Below are 17,273 nucleotides of genomic sequence, written 5' to 3'. Positions count from 1 at the left end.
CGGGCGATCCCCACGATCGCCCGCCGCTGCGGCGGCCCTCGTCCCCACGTCGGTCCGCCGAGTAAGTGGGCGTGCTCATGGCATCAGCCCCCCCTTACTGCAATCTGCAGTATAGGGACGATGCGCCTCCCGCAGATACCCCTGTGACCATGGCCCGATGGCCGGACGCCCGGCGCAGTAAGCGACGCGGAGGCGTGCGCACGGCAGCGGTCAGTGGGCGGTGCGCACCCCGACGAGGTCGTGGACGAGCACGGCCGCCGCCCGCGCCCCCTGTCCCGCGGCGACGATGAGCTGCTGCGGGCCAGGGGAGGCGGCATCCCCCGCGGCGTACAGCCCCGCAACCGACGTGCGCCCGGAGCGGTCCGTCACCAGGTTGCCGAACCCGTCGCGCTCGAGCGGGATGCCGCCGAGGAAGTCCAGCGCCGGATGCCAGCGCGGGCGCACGAACCCGCCGTCGATCTCGATGCGCTCACCGCCCTCGAGGCGCACCGCCGACACGGCGCCCTTGTCGCCTTCGAGGTCGTCGATGCGGCGGCGTTCGACGACGATCCCGGATGCCGCGAGCTCGGCCTCTTCGACCGTGTCGACGGCGTCCGAGCCGTGGGTGAAGACGGTCAGCCGGTCGGTCCAGCGCGCGATCAGCCGGGCACGGGCGGCGAGGTCGGAGGTCTCGCCGATCAGCGCGAGCGGGCGGTCCTGCAACTCCCACGCGTCGCACGCGGCGCAGCTGAACACGGTCATCCCGTAGAACGCGCGCAGGCTCGGGATGTCGGGCAGCGTCTCGCGCAGGCCCGTCGCGACGAGCACCGAGCGGGCAGAGACGGCGGGCGGGATGGCCGCGCCGCGGCCGCTCAGCGCCGCGATGAACCGTCGACCGTCGCCGCAGTCCTTCTCGAGGAGTGCCGTGACCACCGTGCGGTCGTAGACCGCCACGTTCGGGTACGCGGCGAGCTCCGCCCGCGCGAGCTTGCGCAGCTCCAGGGGCGGCACGCCGTCGCGCGTGAGGAAGCCGTGCGAGCGCAGCGTGGCGGCGTTGCGCGGCCGGCCGGCGTCGACGACCACGACCGACGCACGGGCTCGGGCGAGGTTGAGCGCGGCCGAGAGCCCGGCTGGGCCGCCACCGACGATCACGACGTCGACCTCGGTGGGCGGAGCGTCCACCGAGCGGTGAGGCGTGTCAGCCATGACCTTCTCCTTGGCGAGGCAGGGCGGCGATCACCGGATGGTCCTTCGCGATCACGCCGGTCTTCGCGGCGCCGCCCGGCGAGCCGATGTCATCGAAGAACTCCACGTTCGCGGTGTAGTAGTCCTGCCACTGGTCGGGCAGGTCGTCCTCGTAGTAGATCGCCTCGACGGGGCACACCGGCTCGCAGGCGCCGCAGTCGACACACTCGTCGGGGTGGATGTACAGGGACCGCTCGCCCTCGTAGATGCAGTCGACCGGGCACTCGTCGATGCAGGCGCGGTCCTTCACATCGACGCACGGCAGGGCGATCACGTACGTCACCGGACGAGCGCTCCCCGCGAGATGCCGACCTGCTCGTCGCGCGGCACCACCTTGACGCGCTCCCGCGCGTGGAGGTGGTTCGCACCCAGCTCGCGCTCGTGCGCGTCCAGGGCGAGCCAGCCGTCCCACGTCGTGTAGGCGACCTCCCGCTCGTCGAGAAGGTCGAGGACGTCGCCGTCCACGCCGGGCGCGGTGAGGCGGCCGGCCTCGACATCGGCCACGAGGTGGGCGATCGTCTCCATCGCATCGGACTTGGTGTGGCCGATGAGGCCGACCGGCCCGCGCTTGATCCACCCGGTGGCGTAGAGCCCCGGGATCACGAGCGCGTCGCCCTCGCCGGTGGCTGAAGCGGCACTGGCACTGAGCGAGGAACGAGCCGAAGTGTCCGTCACCCGTCCCTCGATGTTCGAGACGACGCCGGCCTTCTCGTCGAACGGCGCGTCGACGACGGGCGTGCCGTAGTACCCGACGGCGCGGTAGACCTGCTGCACCGGGTACTCGCGGAACTCGCCGGTGCCGCGCACGCGACCGTCGCCCACGGGCTCGGTGCGCTCGAAGCGCAGGCCCTCGACCCTGCCGTCGCCGAGCACCTCGACGGGCGAGTGGTAGAAGTGCAGATGCAGGCGCCGGCTCGCACCGGTCGACTCGCGGGTGCGCCAGCTCTCGAGGATCCGCAGCATGACCTTCAGCTGGTTGTTCGCCGGCGTGAGGCCCTCGAGATGGGCGAAGTCCTCGTCGCTGACGACGATGTCGACGTTCGGCACCTCGCCGAGCTCGCGCAGCTCGATCGGCGTGAACTTGATGTCGGCGGGTCCGCGGCGGCCGAAGACGTGCACGTCGGTGACGGCGGAGGCCTCGAGCCCCGCGAGCACGTTGTCGGGGATCTCGGTCGAGCGCAGGTCGACCGCGTGCTTGGCGAGGATCCGTGCGACGTCCAGCGCCACATTGCCGTTGCCGATGACCGCGACCTCGCGCTGGTCGAGGGTCCACTCGGTCGGCACGTCGGGGTGGCCGTCGAACCACGCGACGAAGTCCGCGGCCCCGAACGACCCCGGCAGGTCGATGCCGGGGATGTCGAGGGCCGCGTCGCGGATCGCGCCGGTGGCGAGGATCACGGCGTCGTACCGCTCGTGCAGCTCCGCCAGGGCGATGTCGCGACCGACCTCGACGTTGCCGATGAACCGGGTGGTGCCGGCATCGAGCATCTCGTGCAGGGAGTTGACGATGCCCTTGATGCGCGGGTGATCCGGCGCGACGCCGTAGCGGATGAGGCCGTAGGGCGCCGGCAGCGATTCGAACAGGTCGATCGCGACGGAGCCGCCGGCGGCGGTCACCGAGGTGGTCAGGATGTTGCCCGCGTAGATGCCGGCGGGACCGGCGCCGACGATCGCGACGCGCAGGTTCTGGAGGCTCGAAGAGGTCACGGCGTGGGGGCCTTTCGGGAGGTGCCGGGAACGGCGAGGGGGTCGTACTGGGTGAGGTCGAGGGTGGCGAGCTGCTCGGGCGCGTACGGGCTCAGCCGCACGACGTCGCCGACGACGACGACGGCGGGGGAGCGGATGCCTCGTTCGGCGGCCTGGTGCGCGATCGTGGCGAGCGTGCCCACCGTGACGCGCTGGCGCGGCCCGAAGCCGTCCTCGACGACGGCGACCGGGCAGTCGGCGCCGCGCTCGCCGCGGGCGAGGATGATCGCGGAGTTCGCCAGTGTGCCGATGCCCATCAGCAGCACGACGGTGTGGTCGCGTCCGCCGCCGAGCGCGTCGATCTGGTCGTGGGCGGTCGCCACGGTGAACGCGGTCGCGACGCCGCGGTGGGTGAGCGGGATGCCGGCGATCGCGGGCACCGAGATCGCGCTGGTGATCCCCGGGACGACCTCGACGGTCACGCCCGCCTCCTGGCAGGCGAGCAGCTCTTCGCCGCCGCGGCCGAAGACGTACGGGTCCCCGCCCTTGAGGCGGACGACCGTCTTGCCGGTCCGGGCGAGCTGCACCAGGAGGGCGTTGATGGCGTCCTGCGGCACGGCGTGGTGGCCGGGCGACTTGCCGACGTCGACCACCTCGGCCCGGAGCTCGACGCCGTCGGCCGCGAGTCCCTCCAGCACGGCCCGGGCGCCGAGCCGGTCGGCGACGATGACGTCGGCCGCCTCGAGGGCGCGCAGTCCCTTGACCGTGAGGAGGCCGGCGTCGCCGGGTCCGGCCCCGACGAGCCACACCTTGCCGGTGGGTGCGGAATCCGGACCGTGAGCCCGTCGGACGGCGGTCATCGGGCACCTCCGGTGAGGAGAAGTCCCCGGCGCTGCAGCATCCGGCGCTCCAGGGGGCCGAAGAAGACGAGCTCGATGAGCACGCCGATGGCGAGGATCACCAGGATCGTGCCCAGCACGCCGGCGAGGTCGGCGAGATCGCGGTTGTTCTGCAGCATCGAGCCGAGTCCGAAGCCGATGGTGCCCCCCATCGCGATGATCTCGGCGGCCATGAGCGAGCGCCACGAGAACGCCCAGCCCTGCTTGAGGCCGGCGAGGTAGCCGGGGAGCGCGGCCGGCAGGATCACGGCGGTCGCCAGCTGCCAGCGCGACGCGCCCAGCACGGTTCCGACGCGCCGCAGCTGCGGGGGCACCTGGTCGATGCCGGCGATGAGGCCGTTCACGATCGACGGGATCGCGCCCATGAGGATCACGAAGTAGACGGTGGCGTCCGACAGGCCGAACCAGATGATCGCGGCGGGCACCCAGGCCACCGAGGGGAGCACCTGCAGACCCGAGATGATGGGCCCCACCGCGCGGCGGATGGGACGCACCTCGGCCAGCAGCAGGCCGATCGGCGTGCCGACGACGATGGCGATGAGGAAGCCGATGATCCCCCGTTCGAGGCTCGTGCTCACCGCCTCCTGGAGGCGCCCGGTGTCCCACGCCGATCCGAGTGCGGCGGCGACGTCGGCAGGCCCCGGGATGATGTCGGGACGCGGCTGGGCGATCACGACGTACAGCTGCCACGCCGCGATCAGGAGGATCACGAAGACGATCGGCGGCACGACGCTCGCGGTGATTCGCCGCCAGCGGCTGGTGCCGGTGCCGGGGTCGGTCTGCAGGCGGTCGAGCCCCGCCTCCAGCGATCGCAGCTCGTCGGAGTGGGCGGCATCCGTCTTCGAAGCGGTGAGGGTGTCATGCGGCATTGCGACGGATCTCCTTCCGCAGCTGGTCGGTGATCTCCACCGAGAGCGCGGCGACCTCGGGCGACTCGATGCGGCGCCCCGTGGTCTTCGCGATCTGCCACTGCTGCACGATGCGCCCGGGGCGGCTGCCCATCAGCACGACGCGCTGGCCGAGACGCGCCGCCTCGCGCACGTTGTGCGTGACGAACACGATGGTGCGGCCCGTGGCGCGCCAGACGCGCTCGAGCTCCTCGTGCAGCAGGTCGCGCGTGATCGCGTCGAGCGCCGCGAACGGTTCGTCCATCAGGAGCACCGGCCGGTCCTGGGCGAGCGCCCTGGCCAGCGCGACGCGCTGTCGCATGCCGCCCGAGAGCTCGTGCGGGCGCTTCTCGGCGGCATCCGCCAGGTTCACGGTGTCGAGCAGGGCCAGCGCCTTCTCGCGACGCTCACCCCGGGGCACGCCCCGCAGGCGCAGGGCGAGCTCGACGTTCCTGCGCGCAGTGAGCCACGGCATGAGCGCCGACTCCTGGAACATGACCGCCGAGCCTTCGGCGGGCGTGTCGATGCGACCCGCCGAGGGACGGTCGAGGCCGGCGATGAGGTTCAGGAGTGTGGACTTGCCGCACCCGGACGCGCCCAGCAGGCACACGAACTCGCCGGGGGCGATGTCGAGCGACACGTCGTCGAGCACGACCGGGCCGGCGCCGAATCGCTTGGACACGCTGTCGATGCGGACGGCGGGTGCGGGCGCCGGCGCCGCCACGGGCACCGGCGTGACGCTGTCGAAGCTCGGCGCGAACGGCACGGTTGTACCCGGCGATGCGGGCGCGCCCGCCCCCGGGGACGCCGGCGCGTGAGCTGTCTTCGAGCTCGGTGCGGCCCCGGAGGCGGAAGCGGGTGCGGTGCTCATGTCAGTCCTCGCCGAGTCCCGCCGCCGAGACCGGCTCGGCGCCGTTCTCCTCGAGCAGCTCGTTGAGCAGGCGCAGATCGAACAGGCCCTCGATCGAGCCCTCCTTCTGCGTGCCCGCCTCGATGCCGTCTGCGACCAGGGTCTCGAAGGTGTCGGCGTGCGGGTCGACCGAGAACGTCACGTGCTCGAGCGCACGCTCGATCACGGGGTCGGGAAGCGGCTTGCCCGTCTCCTTCTCGATCGCCCCGTTGATCGTCGCGGGGGCGTCTGCGGCGTTGTCGGCGATCCATTGCACGGATGCCTCGTGGCCGGCGAGCAGATCGGCCACGACGTCGGGGTGCTCGTCGAGGAAGTCCTTGCGCACGAGGAGCACCGTGGTGGGGAACTCGCCGTCCTCCCACAGGTCGGCCTCGTCCTGCAGCACCTTCGCGCCGGCGTCGATGATGAGCCGCGAGACCCACGGCTCCGGCAGCCACGCGCCGTCGAGCTGGTTCTGCTGGAACAGCGTCAGCGTCTGCGCGTTCTCGGTGGGCGTGATGCTGACGTCGCCGCCGCCCGAGGTGTCGGTCTCGAAGCCCTCGTCGGCGAGCCAGACGCGCGCGGCGACGTCCTGGGTGTTGCCGAGCTGCGGCGTCGCGATGGTGGTGCCCTCGAGGTCCGCCGGCTCGTCGATGCCGTCGCGCACGACGAGCGCCGCCCCGCCGGTCGCCGCTCCCGCGACGATGCGCGCGGACTCGCCGCCGGACTGGATGAACGTGTTGATCGACGGGTTCGGGCCGATGTAGGTCGCGTCGATCGCGCCGGCGGAGAGCGCCTCGATGGCCGCCGGCCCGGCGTTGAACACCTGGGTCGTCACCTCGATGTCGCCGAGCGCATCCTGGATCAGGCCCTCCTCCAGGCCGACGAGCGCCGGGGCGTGTGTGACGTTGGCGAAGTACCCCAGGCGCAGCTCGTCCACCGCGTCGCCGCCGGCTGCCTCGTTCGGAGACGCCGCGGCCGAGGCGCAGCCGGCCATCATCGCTGCCACGAGTCCCAGGGTTGTGATCGCTGTCGCGGTGCGGATTTTGTTCACGGTGTCGCCTCCTTCGGTTCGGTGATGCGTGTTCGGGGTGGTGCCGGCGCGACAGTCAGTCGCGCACGATGCCGGCGGCGAGCGTGGCGCCGTCGGACGGATGGATCACGAGGAACGAGCCCCCGTGACGGCTGGTGCGGTACGGCTCCAGCGGCAGGTCGGCCGCCAGACGCAGCCGCACGCGGCCGATGTCGTTCGTCTCGAGCGTCTGTGCGGGAACATGCACCAGCGCGTCGAGGTCGTAGCGCGACTCGATCTGCGCCACGATCGCCTGCACGGTCGCGGTGCCGTGCTTGACGAGAACACGGATGCCGGGGGTCAGCGCCCGCGCGTCGAGCTGGAAGAGCTCGGCCTCGAACTCGCGACGCGGCGCGGGCAGCGAGTCCGCCGCGACGACGAGCGCACCGCGGGCGGTGTCGATGTCGTCGGCGAACTCGAGCGAGACGGACTGCGGTGCCGTCGCCTCGTCCGCCTCGGCGCCGGCCGAGCGGATGCCGGTGACCGTGGTGGCACGGCCGGCCGGGAAGACCTCCACCCGGTCGCCCACGCGCACGACGCCGCTCGCGATGCGACCCGCTACGGCGCGGTAGTCCCGCAGACGCTCGGCCTCGTCGGCGTCGATTCCCGGCGCGAGGCCGCCCTGCGGGCGCAGCACGAGCTGCACGGGGAGGCGCAGCGGCTCCAGCTGACGCTCGGCGTCGTCGGCGGCGGGTAGCGTCTCCAGCAGCTCCAGGAGAGCGGGACCGTCGTACCAGGGCGTGCGCTCCGAGCGCTCGACGATGTTGTCGCCCTCGAGGGCCGACACCGGCAGCACGTGCAGGTCCTCGATGCCGAGCTCCGTCGCCACCGCCCGAGCCTGCGCGACCACGTCGGCGAAGGCATCCGCCGAGAAGCCCACCAGATCGATCTTGTTCACCGCGACGATCACGTGCGGCGCGCGCAGCAGCGCGACGACGGCGAGATGGCGCTTCGTCTGCTCGACGACGCCCTTGCGCGCGTCGACGAGGACGACGACCGCGTCCGCGGTCGTGGCGCCCGTGACCATGTTGCGCGTGTACTGCACGTGGCCGGGGCAGTCGGCGAGGATGAACGACCGCGCGCCCGTCGAGAAGTAGCGGTAGGCCACGTCGATCGTGATGCCCTGCTCGCGCTCGGCCCGCAGGCCGTCGGTGAGCAGCGCGAAGTCGAAGTCGCCGTGAGCGAAGCCGCGGTCGGCCGAGGTGCGGGCGACCTGCTCGAGCTGGTCGGCGAGGATCGCCTTGGAGTCGTGCAGCAGGCGGCCCACGAGCGTCGACTTGCCGTCGTCGACCGAGCCGGCGGTGGCGAAGCGGAAGAGGGTCGGCTGCGCAGTGAGTGTCGCGGTCATCAGAAGTACCCGTCCTTCTTGCGGTCCTCCATGGCCGCCTCGCTGAGGCGGTCGTCGGCGCGCGTCGCACCGCGCTCGGTGAGGGTCGAGACGGCGACTTCGGCGACGATCGACGCCAGGTCGGCAGCATCCGATTCCACCGCTCCGGTGCAGCTCATGTCGCCCACGGTGCGGTAGCGGACGGTGCGCACCTCGACGGTCTCGCTCTCGCGCGGCGGCGAGAACGGGCCGACCGGGCGCCACATGCCGTCGCGGGCATAGACCTCGCGCTCGTGTGCGAAGTACAGGGACGGGAGCGGGATGCCCTCGCGCTCGATGTAGCGCCAGACGTCGAGCTCGGTCCAGTTCGAGATCGGGAACGCGCGCACGTGCTGACCGGGCGTGTGGCGGCCGTTGTACAGGCTCCACAGCTCCGGTCGCTGGTTGCGCGGGTCCCACTGCCCGAACTCGTCGCGCAGCGAGATGATGCGCTCCTTGGCGCGCGCCTTGTCCTCGTCGCGCCGAGCGCCGCCGAAGACGGCGTCGTGCCGCCCGGCCGCGATGGCGTCGAGGAGCGGAAGCGTCTGCAGCGGGTTGCGGGTGCCGTCGGCGCGCTCCTGCAGGCGGCCGTCGTCGATGTAGTCCTGCACGCGGGCGACCTCGAGGCGGATGCCGAGGCGCCGCACGGTCTCATCGCGGAAGGCGAGCACCTCGGGGAAGTTGTGCCCCGTGTCGACGTGCAGCACCGGGAAGGGCACCTTGCCCGGTGCGAACGCCTTGGTGGCGAGGTGCAGCACGACGACCGAGTCCTTGCCGCCGGAGAACAGCAGCACCGGACGCTCGAACTCCGCGACCACCTCGCGGATGACGTGGATGGCCTCGGCCTCGAGCAGGTCGAGGGTCGACAGTGCGGCGGGGGCGGCGGTAACGGTCATTCGTGGAGCCCGCATTCGATCTTGGCGGAGCCGGCCCAGCGGCCGGATCGGGGGTCTTCGCCGGGGGCGACGGGTCTCGTGCACGGCTGGCAGCCGATGGAGGGGTAGCCGAACCCGACGAGCAGGTTCACCGGCGCCTTGTGCGCGGCGGCGTACGACAGCACGTCGTCGAAGCTCCACGCGGCGACCGGGTTCACCTTGACCAGACCGTTGCGCTCGTCCCAGGTCACCAGCGGCGTGTTCGTGCGGGTGGGCGCCTCGTCGCGGCGGACGCCGGTGAACCACACCTCGTAGCCGCCGAGCGCGTCCTGCAGCGGCGCGACCTTGCGGCGCGCGCAGCACAGGCTCGCATCGCGCTCGAACAGCTTCGCGCCGAACTCGGCGTCCTGCTCGGCGACCGTCTGGTCGGGGGTGATGTCGACGATCCGCACGTCGAGGGCGCGCTGCACCTCGTCGCGCGTGGCGTAGGTCTCGGTGAAGTGATACCCGGTGTCGAGGAACAGCACATCCACGCCCGGCAGCTGCTCGGCGACCAGGTGGGGGAGCGCGGCGTCGGCCATCGAGCAGGCGACGGCGGCGGTGGTCATCGAGAAGTTGCGAGCAGCCCACGCCACGACCTCTGCGGCGGATGCCTCGTGGTCGGTCAGGCTGCCGAGCTCGAGGTTGCCGTGCTCGGCGAGGGCCTTGAGCTCTTCGTGCGTGCGCTTGGCGGCGACGCGGGGCGCGAGGGAGACGGTCACTGCAGCGCCTCCTCGTTGGCGCGGTGCGCCCACCGGGCGAACGTCTCGTCAGCCTCGCGGTCGGCGAGGAAGCGCGTGACGACGCGCTCGACGTAGTCGGCGATGCCGTCGGCCGCCACCTTGAGGCCGCGCACGGTGCGGCCGAGGCCGGGCTCGTCGCGGTCCTGCGACGCCAGCCCGCCGCCGAGGTGCACCTGGTAGCCGGGCACCTGCTCGCCGTCGATCGTGACGAGCTGACCCTTGAGCCCGATGTCGGCGGTCTGGATGCGCGCGCACGAGTTGGGGCATCCGTTGACGTGCAGGGAGATCGGATGCGGCAGCTCGAAGCCCTTGAGGCGCTCTTCGAGGTCGATCACGGCCGCCGTGGCGTTGACCTTCGTCTCGACGATGGCGAGCTTGCAGAACTCGATGCCGGTGCACGCGATGGTGCCGCGGCGGATGAGGCTCGGTCGCGCCTGCAGCCCGAGGGCATCCAGCTCGCCGATGAGCGGCTCGACGTTCGCTTCGGGCACGTCGAGGATCACGAGCTTCTGGTGCGGCGTGGTGCGCAGGCGGGTCGAGCCGTGCGCCTCGATCACGTCGGCGAGCTTGGCGAGGTTCGGGCCAGAGACGCGGCCGACGATCGGGGTGACGCCGATGTAGAAGCGGCCGTCCTTCTGCTCGTGCACGCCGACGTGGTCGCCGATCGTCTGCGGCCGGGCGGGCGCGGGGCCGTCGGGAAGGGCGTACCCGAGGTACTCGTCCTGCAGCACCCGACGGAACTTCTCGGTGCCCCACTCGGCCAGGAGGAACTTCAAGCGGGCCTTGTTGCGCAGGCGGCGGTAGCCGTAGTCGCGGAAGATCTGGGTCACACCGTGCCAGGCATCCGCCACCTGGTCCGGGCGCACGAACGCGCCGAGGCGTTCGCCCAGTCGCGGGGTGGTCGACAGCGCACCGCCGACCCACAGGTCGTAGCCGACGCCGAGCTCGGGGTGCTCGACGGCGACGAACGCGACGTCGTTGATCTCGTGCACGACGTCCTGGCTCGGGTGACCGGTGATCGCCGACTTGAACTTGCGGGGGAGGTTCGCCAGCGTCTCGTCGCCGAGGAAGCGCGCGGTGATCTCCTGGATCTGCGGCGTCGGGTCGATGAGCTCGTCGGCGGCGATGCCGGCGACGGGCGAGCCGAGGATGACCCGCGGCACGTCGCCGCACGCCTCCGTGGTGCCGAGGCCCACCGCCTCGAGGCGGCGCCAGATCTCGGGGACGTCCTCGACGCGGATCCAGTGCAGCTGGATGTTCTGGCGGTCGGTGATGTCGGCGGTGCCGCGCGCGAACTCGGTCGAGATACCGGCGATGACCCGCAGCTGCGCGGTGGTGAGCTGGCCGCCGTCGATGCGCACGCGCAGCATGAAGTACTCGTCCTCGAGCTCTTCGGGCGTGAGGGTCGCGGTGCGGCCGCCGTCGATACCGGGCTTGCGCTGCGTGTACAGGCCCCACACCCGGAACCGGCCGTGCAGATCGGTCGGGTCGATCGAGGCGAAGCCGCCCTTCGAGTACACGTTCTCGATGCGCTCGCGCACGCTCAGGCCGTTGTCGACCTGCTTCCACTCCTCGTTGCCGTTGAGCGGGGTCGTGCCGTCGATCTTCCACTGGCCGTTCGGCTTCGACGACGGCCGGGGTGGGCGCACGGCGGCGCGCGGTCGCTCCGCTGCCGCACGCGCGTCGGTGTCGCTGATGGTCACGGTGGCCTCCGGGTCGATTCCCGGGCCGTGCCCGGGCAGGACTTCATCGAGTCCATCCCGTGAGGCTAGAAGCGCGCGGCGTCCCGTCCTATCCGAGTGTCAACGTGCGTTAACCGGCGTAACGGGGCGTCACACAGTTGCGGTGCGGCCGGCCGCGACGCGGTAGCGCTCGAGGACGAGCTCGACGAGGGCGGCCGGGGGCTCGTCGTCGCCGAGCAGCGGCGCCGCCACGGGCGCCCCGCCCGCAAGCTTGACGGCCAGGTCGTGGAAGTAGCCGGGGGCGAGGAGATAGTCGGCCACCACCACGCGGGCGCCGTCGGCGCCGGCGGCCGCCACCGCGACGTCGACGCGCGGGTCGGCGGCCGCGAGGAAGCCGACCGCGACCTCGCGTGCGAGCCGGGCGCCCAGCATCCGTCCGATCTCGCGGCAGTCCTCGTTGGCACGGTCGTCGCTGGAGCCGGCGACGGCGAGCACGACGGCGTCGGCTGCGGCGGGCTCGAGTGGGGAGAGGCGGGCGAGCAGAGCATCGACGAGCCGGGGGTCGGGACCGAGCGCGGGAGCGATGAGGACGCGGTCGCGCCCGGCGGTCTGCTGGATGAGGTCGACACGCACGTGGTAGCCGGCCGACAGCAGGAGCGGCACGATCACGACCGGCGTGCCGGCGGGCATCGCGTCGAGGGATGCCGCGACGTCGGGTTGCTGCACGTCCACATGCCCGAGCCGCACGATCGTGTCGGGCAGCCGGCGCGCGACCGCCTCCACCAGCGCCTCCACCGCCGCCTGCCCCGCGGGGGACGACGTGCCGTGCGAGATGGCGAGCAGGGCGGGGGTCACGCGCCCCATTGTGCCTCGCCTCGATGACGGGCGTGTGACGCCCGCGCCGGAGTGAGAGACCACGCGCGCGCCGAGACGCCACGTGTCACGTGAGGTCTCGGCGCGCGTGCGCGTTGTCGACGGATGCCGCGGCTCAGGCCGCGCCGGCCTCCCGGCCGCGCGCGAACCCGGCGTCGAAGCCGCGCTCGTACGCGCGCTGCGTGCGGCGCCCGCCGCGGTGCTCGCGCCCGTGGTGCCCACCATGCTCGTGGCCGTGGTGACCGCCATGATCATGGTGCGACTCGTGGTCGCGGTGGCTGTGACCGGCGTACGGGTGGTGGCCGTGGCATCCGTCATCGCCCTCACCGCGCAGCGGCTCGTCGAACCGCTCGGCGGGGTGGCCGGGGCGCCCGGGAGCGAAGCCGCGATGGAGGTTCGGGCCGTAGCCGGCGTGGATGTCGGGGCCGAAGGGCTGGGGCCGCCCACGGAAGCCGAGGCCGGAACCGGGGCCGAAGCGCGGGCCGAATCCCCGACTGCGGAATCCCGGCGCGAATCCGGGCCGCGAGCCGGCCTCGAAGCCGGCTCGTCCGAACCCGGCGGATCGGCGGTCGCGCTCGTCCGCCTCCGCGTCCCAGCCGAGCTCGCGGGCGATCGCCTCGAGCGAGCCGGTCAGCGCCGCATACGCCTCGTCGCCGACGGCGCCGGTGACGCGGGAGCGGATGCCGTCGACGATTGCGCCGACGCGATCCTTCTCGGCGCGGCCGAGGTCGGTCAGCGTCCACGAGCCGTCGCCGTGTTCCTGGACCCAGCCGCGCTCTTCGAGCACGCGCAGGCGCTTGCCCTTGCGTGCGAGCCGCTCCGCCATGCCCGGTGCATCCACGTCACCGGAGAGCACGTTCAGCGCCATCCAGTCGCGTCGCGAGATCCCCTCGGCGTCGAGTGCGGCGGCGAGCTCGCGCGCGAGCAGGGCGTCCACCACGCGCAGCCAGTAGCCGAGCGGGCGGCGGTCGTCGGGACGCGCCGTCTCGCCGTCGTCGGGCGTCTGATCCTGGTCGTTCTGATCGTTCATGAGAAGTCCTTTCGGGGCGGTCGGAGCCGCCGGAGAGATTTACATGTCTAAGTGCATGTACATGCAGTGTGACATGGACTTCGATTGCATGTCAAGTGGCATGTAAGTTGGAAGCATGCCATCCACCCCCGACGATCCGTCCGACGCGATCGCCGCCGCGCTCGCACGACTGCGCGGACGCCGGATGCCGCGACCGCCGTGGGCGGAGGGGCCGCATGGCGGTCCGCACGGCGCGCACAGGCACGGCGGTCCGCACGGCACGCACGGGCACGGTGGAGACGCGGGCCACGGCGAGCCCGCGCACGGCTTCCCAGGCCGAGGGCCGTGGGGGCGCGGGGGACCGGGCGGCCATGGCGCACCGCCGTGGCTCGGCCCCGCCCGCATCGGCGGGCCGGCACGCATGCGGATGCTCGAAGCGCTGGCCGCGGCATCCCACCCGCTCTCGGTCGGCGAGATCGGTGACGCCGTCGGAGTGGACCAGCCCCGGGCGTCTCGGCTCGTCCAGCAGGCCGTGCAGCTCGACCTGGTGCGCCGTGAGGCCGATCCCGACGACGCCCGCCGCACGCGGGTGGCGCTCACCGACACCGGCGCACGGCTGGTGCGGGGCTTCCGAGGCGAGCGGCGGGAGGCGATGGATGCCGCCCTCGCGGCGTTCACCGACGAGGAGCGCACCGAGCTCGCGCGGCTGCTGACGAAGCTCGCCGACTCCTGGCCGCAGGCGTGAGGGCAGGGCGGATGCGAGGCGCCGGCAGCGCGCGCGGGTGACGGTCCCGCCGCAGCATCGCTAGCGTGAAGTGGTGAGCAACGACCCTTCCGGCTCCGAGGCATTCGCGCACCCGCCGACGGGTAGCGTCGGCGCCCCGCCCGCGCACCGCGCTCGCGGCGTCGAGCGCTGGGTGTTCTGGCCCGCCGCCGTCGTGGTGCTCGCCTTCGCGGGATTCGCGCTCCTCGCTCCGTCCGCCGCCGAGGCGATGTTCACGGCCATCCAGGCGACCATCGTCAACGCCTTCAACTGGTACTACGTGCTGATCGCCGCCTTCTTCGTCGCGTTCGCGCTGGTGATGGGATTCTCGCGGTTCGGCGACATCAAGCTGGGGCGTGACGACGACAAGCCGGAGTTCTCCGTCGGCGCCTGGTTCTCCCTCCTCTTCGCCGCGGGCATGGGGATCGGACTCGTGTTCTACGGTGTCAGCGAGCCTCTGAGCCACTACGTCGATCCCCGTCCCGGAGTCGCCGGGACGCCACCGCAGCTCGCCCAGCAGGCTCTCGTGCAGACATACCTTCACTGGGGCGTGCAGGCGTGGTCCATCTACGTCGTCGTGGGGCTGGGGCTGGCCTACGCCATCCATCGTCGTCGCCGGCCGATCTCGGTGCGTTGGACCCTCGAACCGGTACTCGGCCGAAGGCGCGTGGAGGGCGCGTGGGGCCACGCGATCGACGTCGTCGCCCTCGCCGGAACCTTGTTCGGCGTGGCGACTTCGCTCGGACTGGGCGTGCTCCAGATCAGTGCCGGGCTGACCTCGGCCGGTCTGGCGGAGCCGAACGTCGGGGTTCAGATCGCGCTCATCGGCGTCATCACGCTGTTCGTGCTGCTGTCCGTGCTCTCAGGTGTCACCAAGGGGATGAAGTGGCTGTCTTCCACGAACCTCGTCCTCGCCGGTCTGCTGCTGCTGTTCATCCTGGTCTTCGGGCAGACGGAGTTCCTGCTGAGGGAGTGGGTGCAGTCGATCGGCGGGTACATCCAGAACTTCGTCGGCCTCTCCTTCACCGTGAGCGCGTTCCAGGGTCAGGCCGGAGAGGAGTGGCAAGCCGCCTGGACCTCGTTCTACTGGGGCTGGTGGATCTCGTGGGCGCCGTTCGTCGGGATCTTCATCGCCCGCGTCTCGCGCGGTCGCACGGTGCGCGAGTTCGTGCTCGGTGTGATCATCGTCCCCACGATGCTCGGGATCCTCTGGTTCGCTGTGCTCGGCGGGTCGGCGCTGTACTTGGAGCTCAACGACCCTGGCTCGATGACCCTTCCGGATGGCACTGTCGACATCGAGGGATCGATCTTCCAGCTCTTGCAGTACTTTCCCGGGACCCAGGTGCTGACCGTCGGCGTGATGATCCTGATCGCGATCTTCTTCATCACCTCATCCGACTCCGGAGCGCTGGTGATGGGCATGATCGCGACGGGCGGCAACCCGGAGCCCGCCCGCTGGGTGCGCACGTTCTTCGCGCTCATCACTGCCGTGCTCGCGGTCGCGCTGCTCCTCACCGGCGGGCTCAGGGCCATTCAGACGGCCGCCATCACCATCGCGCTGCCCTTCAGCATCGTGATGCTTCTCATGTGCTGGTCGACGATCGTGGCGTTCCGTCGTGAGCGACAGGCCTTTGAGCACGCACGCCGCGAGGCGTTCGTCGAGCGCATCGGCTATTTCTACGGGCTGGAGGTCGAGGAGCCCGACCAGCGCGGTGTGACCTGGCCCCGCCTTCCGCGGTGGCTGCGCCGCTCCCGCTGAGCTGTGACCCGGAGAGCGATCGCGCCTCCGTCGCCCGCGGGCGGCGGCGCCGGCGCCCCTAGCGTGAGGAGGACATCACGGGGGGAGCGGTCTTGACCGGGAGGAGGAGCAGCAGCCCCGCCAGCAGCACCAGCACGATGCCGAGGATGCCGTAGTACGCCTCACCCGAGAGGCCGACGAACAGCGCGAACATCGTGGGCGCGAGGAACGACACCGCGCGCCCGGTCGTCGCGTAGAGCCCGAACACCTCGCCTTCACGGCCGGGCGGGATGATGCGCGCCAGGAACGTGCGCGACGCGGACTGGGCCGGACCGACGAAGAGGCAGAGAGCGAGGCCGGCCGTCCAGAACACGATCTGGCCGCCGTCGTGCAGGAAGAAGACGACGAGCCCCGAGATCACGAGGCCCACGAGGGCGGCGACGATCACGGGCTTGGCGCCGAGCCGGTCGTCCAGCGCGCCGACGGCGATGGTCGAGACGCCCGCGACGACGTTGGCGGCGATCGCGAAGATGATGACCTCGCCGGCGGAGAAGCCGAACACCGACGCCGCGAGCACTCCGCCGAACGTGAACACCCCCGCCAGGCCGTCGCGGAAGACGGCGCTGGCCAGCAGGAACCACAGCGTCGCGCGGCTCTCCCGCCAGAGTCGGGCGATGTCGCGCCCGAGTCGCGCATAGGAGGCGAAGAAGCTCACGCGCTGACGCTTCACCCCCGCTCCCCGGTACTCGGGCACGGCGAACAGCACCGGGAGGGCGAACAGGCCGAACCACACCGCGGAGACGACCATCGCCAGGCGCACCGGCCAGCCGTCGTCCTCGGGCACGCCGAAGAGGCCCTGGATGAAGCCGAAGTACACGATGAGCAGCAGCACGATGCCGCCGACGTAGCCCATGCCCCAGCCGAAGCCGCTCACCCGTCCGATCGAGCGCGGTGTCGAGACCTGCGACAGCATCGCGTTGTAGTTCACGCCGGCGAACTCGAAGAACACGTTGCCGGCCGCGACGAGCAGGAGGCCCAGCCACAGGAAGGAGGGGTCGGGTGCGACGAACACCATCGCGGCCGTCAGGCCGACGACGATGTAGGTGTTGACGGCCAGCCAGAGCTTGCGCCGGCCGGAGGTGTCGGAGCGCTGCCCCGTGATCGGTGCGAGAAGGGCGATGAGAAGGCCGGCCGCCGCGAGCGCCCAGCCGAGCTGGGCCTCGACCGTGCCGGACGGCCCGAAGCTCGACCCGGTGAGGTAGACCGTGAAGACGAAGGTGGTGACCACCGCGTTGAACGCGGCCGACCCCCAGTCCCACAGGCCCCAGGCCAGCACGGCCTTCCGGCTGGTCCGTCGAGGCTCCGTCGCGCCCGTGGCGGCGACGAGCGCGTCGGTGGGCACCTTCCCGGCCACCCCGGGCAGGGATGACGGCCCCGACGACTCGGGAGAGCTCATGTCAGCCACGTTGCGATCCTTCTCTCACGCCTGTGCGATTCACCGTAGCGCCCGCCGCCCCGTCGATGGTTT

General features: G+C 71.7%; 16 protein-coding genes. 2 read left to right on the top strand and 14 right to left on the bottom strand.

Going from position 1 to position 17,273, the window contains the following annotated elements; translation table 11 throughout:
- Positions 1 to 210 precede the first annotated feature (210 nt).
- The 13 genes from IR212_RS16590 to IR212_RS16530 all read right to left on the bottom strand — a co-directional run bounded on the left by IR212_RS16590 (position 211) and on the right by IR212_RS16530 (position 13,265).
- A complete protein-coding gene (locus IR212_RS16590) occupies positions 211 to 1,185 on the bottom strand; it encodes an NAD(P)/FAD-dependent oxidoreductase (protein ID WP_194396951.1) in 975 nt (324 codons plus the stop codon).
- Complete coding sequence (gene fdxA / locus IR212_RS16585) at positions 1,178 to 1,507, bottom strand: ferredoxin (protein WP_194396950.1); 330 nt, start codon at positions 1,505 to 1,507, stop codon at positions 1,178 to 1,180. Before fdxA ends, IR212_RS16590 begins: the two co-directional genes overlap by 8 nt.
- Positions 1,504 to 2,931, bottom strand: a complete 1,428-nt coding sequence (locus IR212_RS16580) for an FAD-dependent oxidoreductase (RefSeq protein WP_194396949.1) — start codon at positions 2,929 to 2,931, stop codon at positions 1,504 to 1,506. The genes fdxA and IR212_RS16580 overlap by 4 nt, the downstream gene beginning before the upstream one ends.
- Positions 2,928 to 3,770 carry a uroporphyrinogen-III C-methyltransferase gene (gene cobA, locus IR212_RS16575; protein WP_194396948.1) on the bottom strand — a complete coding sequence of 281 codons (843 nt, stop codon included), beginning with the start codon at positions 3,768 to 3,770 and terminating at the stop codon, positions 2,928 to 2,930. The genes IR212_RS16580 and cobA overlap by 4 nt, the downstream gene beginning before the upstream one ends.
- Positions 3,767 to 4,678, bottom strand: coding sequence for an ABC transporter permease (locus IR212_RS16570; protein ID WP_194396947.1), 912 nt, complete (start codon positions 4,676 to 4,678; stop codon positions 3,767 to 3,769). The genes cobA and IR212_RS16570 overlap by 4 nt, the downstream gene beginning before the upstream one ends.
- Positions 4,668 to 5,567, bottom strand: coding sequence for an ABC transporter ATP-binding protein (locus tag IR212_RS16565; protein ID WP_194396946.1), 900 nt, complete (start codon positions 5,565 to 5,567; stop codon positions 4,668 to 4,670). Before IR212_RS16565 ends, IR212_RS16570 begins: the two co-directional genes overlap by 11 nt.
- A gap of 1 nt (position 5,568) precedes the next feature.
- Positions 5,569 to 6,639, bottom strand: coding sequence for an aliphatic sulfonate ABC transporter substrate-binding protein (locus IR212_RS16560; RefSeq protein WP_194396945.1), 1,071 nt, complete (start codon positions 6,637 to 6,639; stop codon positions 5,569 to 5,571).
- A 55-nt stretch (positions 6,640 to 6,694) separates the two neighbouring features.
- Positions 6,695 to 8,005, bottom strand: coding sequence for a sulfate adenylyltransferase subunit 1 (locus tag IR212_RS16555; protein WP_194396944.1), 1,311 nt, complete (start codon positions 8,003 to 8,005; stop codon positions 6,695 to 6,697).
- Positions 8,005 to 8,919, bottom strand: coding sequence for a sulfate adenylyltransferase subunit CysD (cysD, locus tag IR212_RS16550; protein WP_194396943.1), 915 nt, complete (start codon positions 8,917 to 8,919; stop codon positions 8,005 to 8,007). The genes IR212_RS16555 and cysD overlap by 1 nt, the downstream gene beginning before the upstream one ends.
- Positions 8,916 to 9,659: a phosphoadenylyl-sulfate reductase gene (locus tag IR212_RS16545; protein ID WP_194396942.1), complete on the bottom strand. Its 744-nt coding sequence runs from the start codon at positions 9,657 to 9,659 to the stop codon at positions 8,916 to 8,918. The genes cysD and IR212_RS16545 overlap by 4 nt, the downstream gene beginning before the upstream one ends.
- Positions 9,656 to 11,377 (bottom strand): nitrite/sulfite reductase, encoded by a 1,722-nt coding sequence (locus tag IR212_RS16540; protein WP_273542117.1) that lies wholly within the window; start codon positions 11,375 to 11,377, stop codon positions 9,656 to 9,658. The genes IR212_RS16545 and IR212_RS16540 overlap by 4 nt, the downstream gene beginning before the upstream one ends.
- A gap of 135 nt (positions 11,378 to 11,512) precedes the next feature.
- A complete protein-coding gene (locus tag IR212_RS16535) occupies positions 11,513 to 12,226 on the bottom strand; it encodes a sirohydrochlorin chelatase (protein WP_194396940.1) in 714 nt (237 codons plus the stop codon).
- 124 nt (positions 12,227 to 12,350) lie between these two features.
- Entirely contained in the window at positions 12,351 to 13,265 is a 915-nt protein-coding gene (locus IR212_RS16530; RefSeq protein ID WP_194396939.1) for a hypothetical protein, read from the bottom strand.
- A 115-nt stretch (positions 13,266 to 13,380) separates the two neighbouring features.
- Between IR212_RS16530 and IR212_RS17175 the strand changes: the two genes are divergently transcribed.
- On the top strand, positions 13,381 to 13,989 hold the full coding sequence (locus IR212_RS17175; RefSeq protein ID WP_228479389.1) for a MarR family winged helix-turn-helix transcriptional regulator: 609 nt from the start codon (positions 13,381 to 13,383) through the stop codon (positions 13,987 to 13,989).
- 73 nt (positions 13,990 to 14,062) lie between these two features.
- On the top strand, positions 14,063 to 15,766 hold the full coding sequence (locus IR212_RS16520; RefSeq protein ID WP_194396938.1) for a BCCT family transporter: 1,704 nt from the start codon (positions 14,063 to 14,065) through the stop codon (positions 15,764 to 15,766).
- 58 nt (positions 15,767 to 15,824) lie between these two features.
- On the opposite strand, the gene IR212_RS16515 is transcribed toward IR212_RS16520, so the two are convergent.
- Positions 15,825 to 17,201 (bottom strand): MFS transporter, encoded by a 1,377-nt coding sequence (locus IR212_RS16515; protein WP_420488626.1) that lies wholly within the window; start codon positions 17,199 to 17,201, stop codon positions 15,825 to 15,827.
- Positions 17,202 to 17,273 lie beyond the last annotated feature (72 nt).

The organism is Microbacterium atlanticum, from assembly GCF_015277815.1.
GTDB lineage: Bacteria > Actinomycetota > Actinomycetes > Actinomycetales > Microbacteriaceae > Microbacterium > Microbacterium atlanticum.
The sequence above is the reverse complement of the archived record's forward strand: the minus strand, read 5'-3'. Positions and strand labels throughout refer to the sequence as shown.

Excerpts from the sequence above, each read along its gene's own strand:
- IR212_RS16590 (WP_194396951.1), bottom strand. The coding sequence starts at position 1,185 with ATGGCTGACACGCCTCACCGCTCGGTGGACGCTCCGCCCACCGAGGTC.
- cobA (WP_194396948.1), bottom strand. The coding sequence starts at position 3,770 with ATGACCGCCGTCCGACGGGCTCACGGTCCGGATTCCGCACCCACCGGC.
- IR212_RS16570 (WP_194396947.1), bottom strand. The coding sequence starts at position 4,678 with ATGCCGCATGACACCCTCACCGCTTCGAAGACGGATGCCGCCCACTCC.
- IR212_RS16565 (WP_194396946.1), bottom strand. The coding sequence starts at position 5,567 with ATGAGCACCGCACCCGCTTCCGCCTCCGGGGCCGCACCGAGCTCGAAG.
- IR212_RS16555 (WP_194396944.1), bottom strand. The coding sequence starts at position 8,005 with ATGACCGCGACACTCACTGCGCAGCCGACCCTCTTCCGCTTCGCCACC.
- cysD (WP_194396943.1), bottom strand. The coding sequence starts at position 8,919 with ATGACCGTTACCGCCGCCCCCGCCGCACTGTCGACCCTCGACCTGCTC.
- IR212_RS16535 (WP_194396940.1), bottom strand. The coding sequence starts at position 12,226 with ATGGGGCGCGTGACCCCCGCCCTGCTCGCCATCTCGCACGGCACGTCG.
- IR212_RS16530 (WP_194396939.1), bottom strand. The coding sequence starts at position 13,265 with ATGAACGATCAGAACGACCAGGATCAGACGCCCGACGACGGCGAGACG.
- IR212_RS17175 (WP_228479389.1), top strand. The coding sequence starts at position 13,381 with ATGCCATCCACCCCCGACGATCCGTCCGACGCGATCGCCGCCGCGCTC.
- IR212_RS16515 (WP_420488626.1), bottom strand. The coding sequence starts at position 17,201 with ATGAGCTCTCCCGAGTCGTCGGGGCCGTCATCCCTGCCCGGGGTGGCC.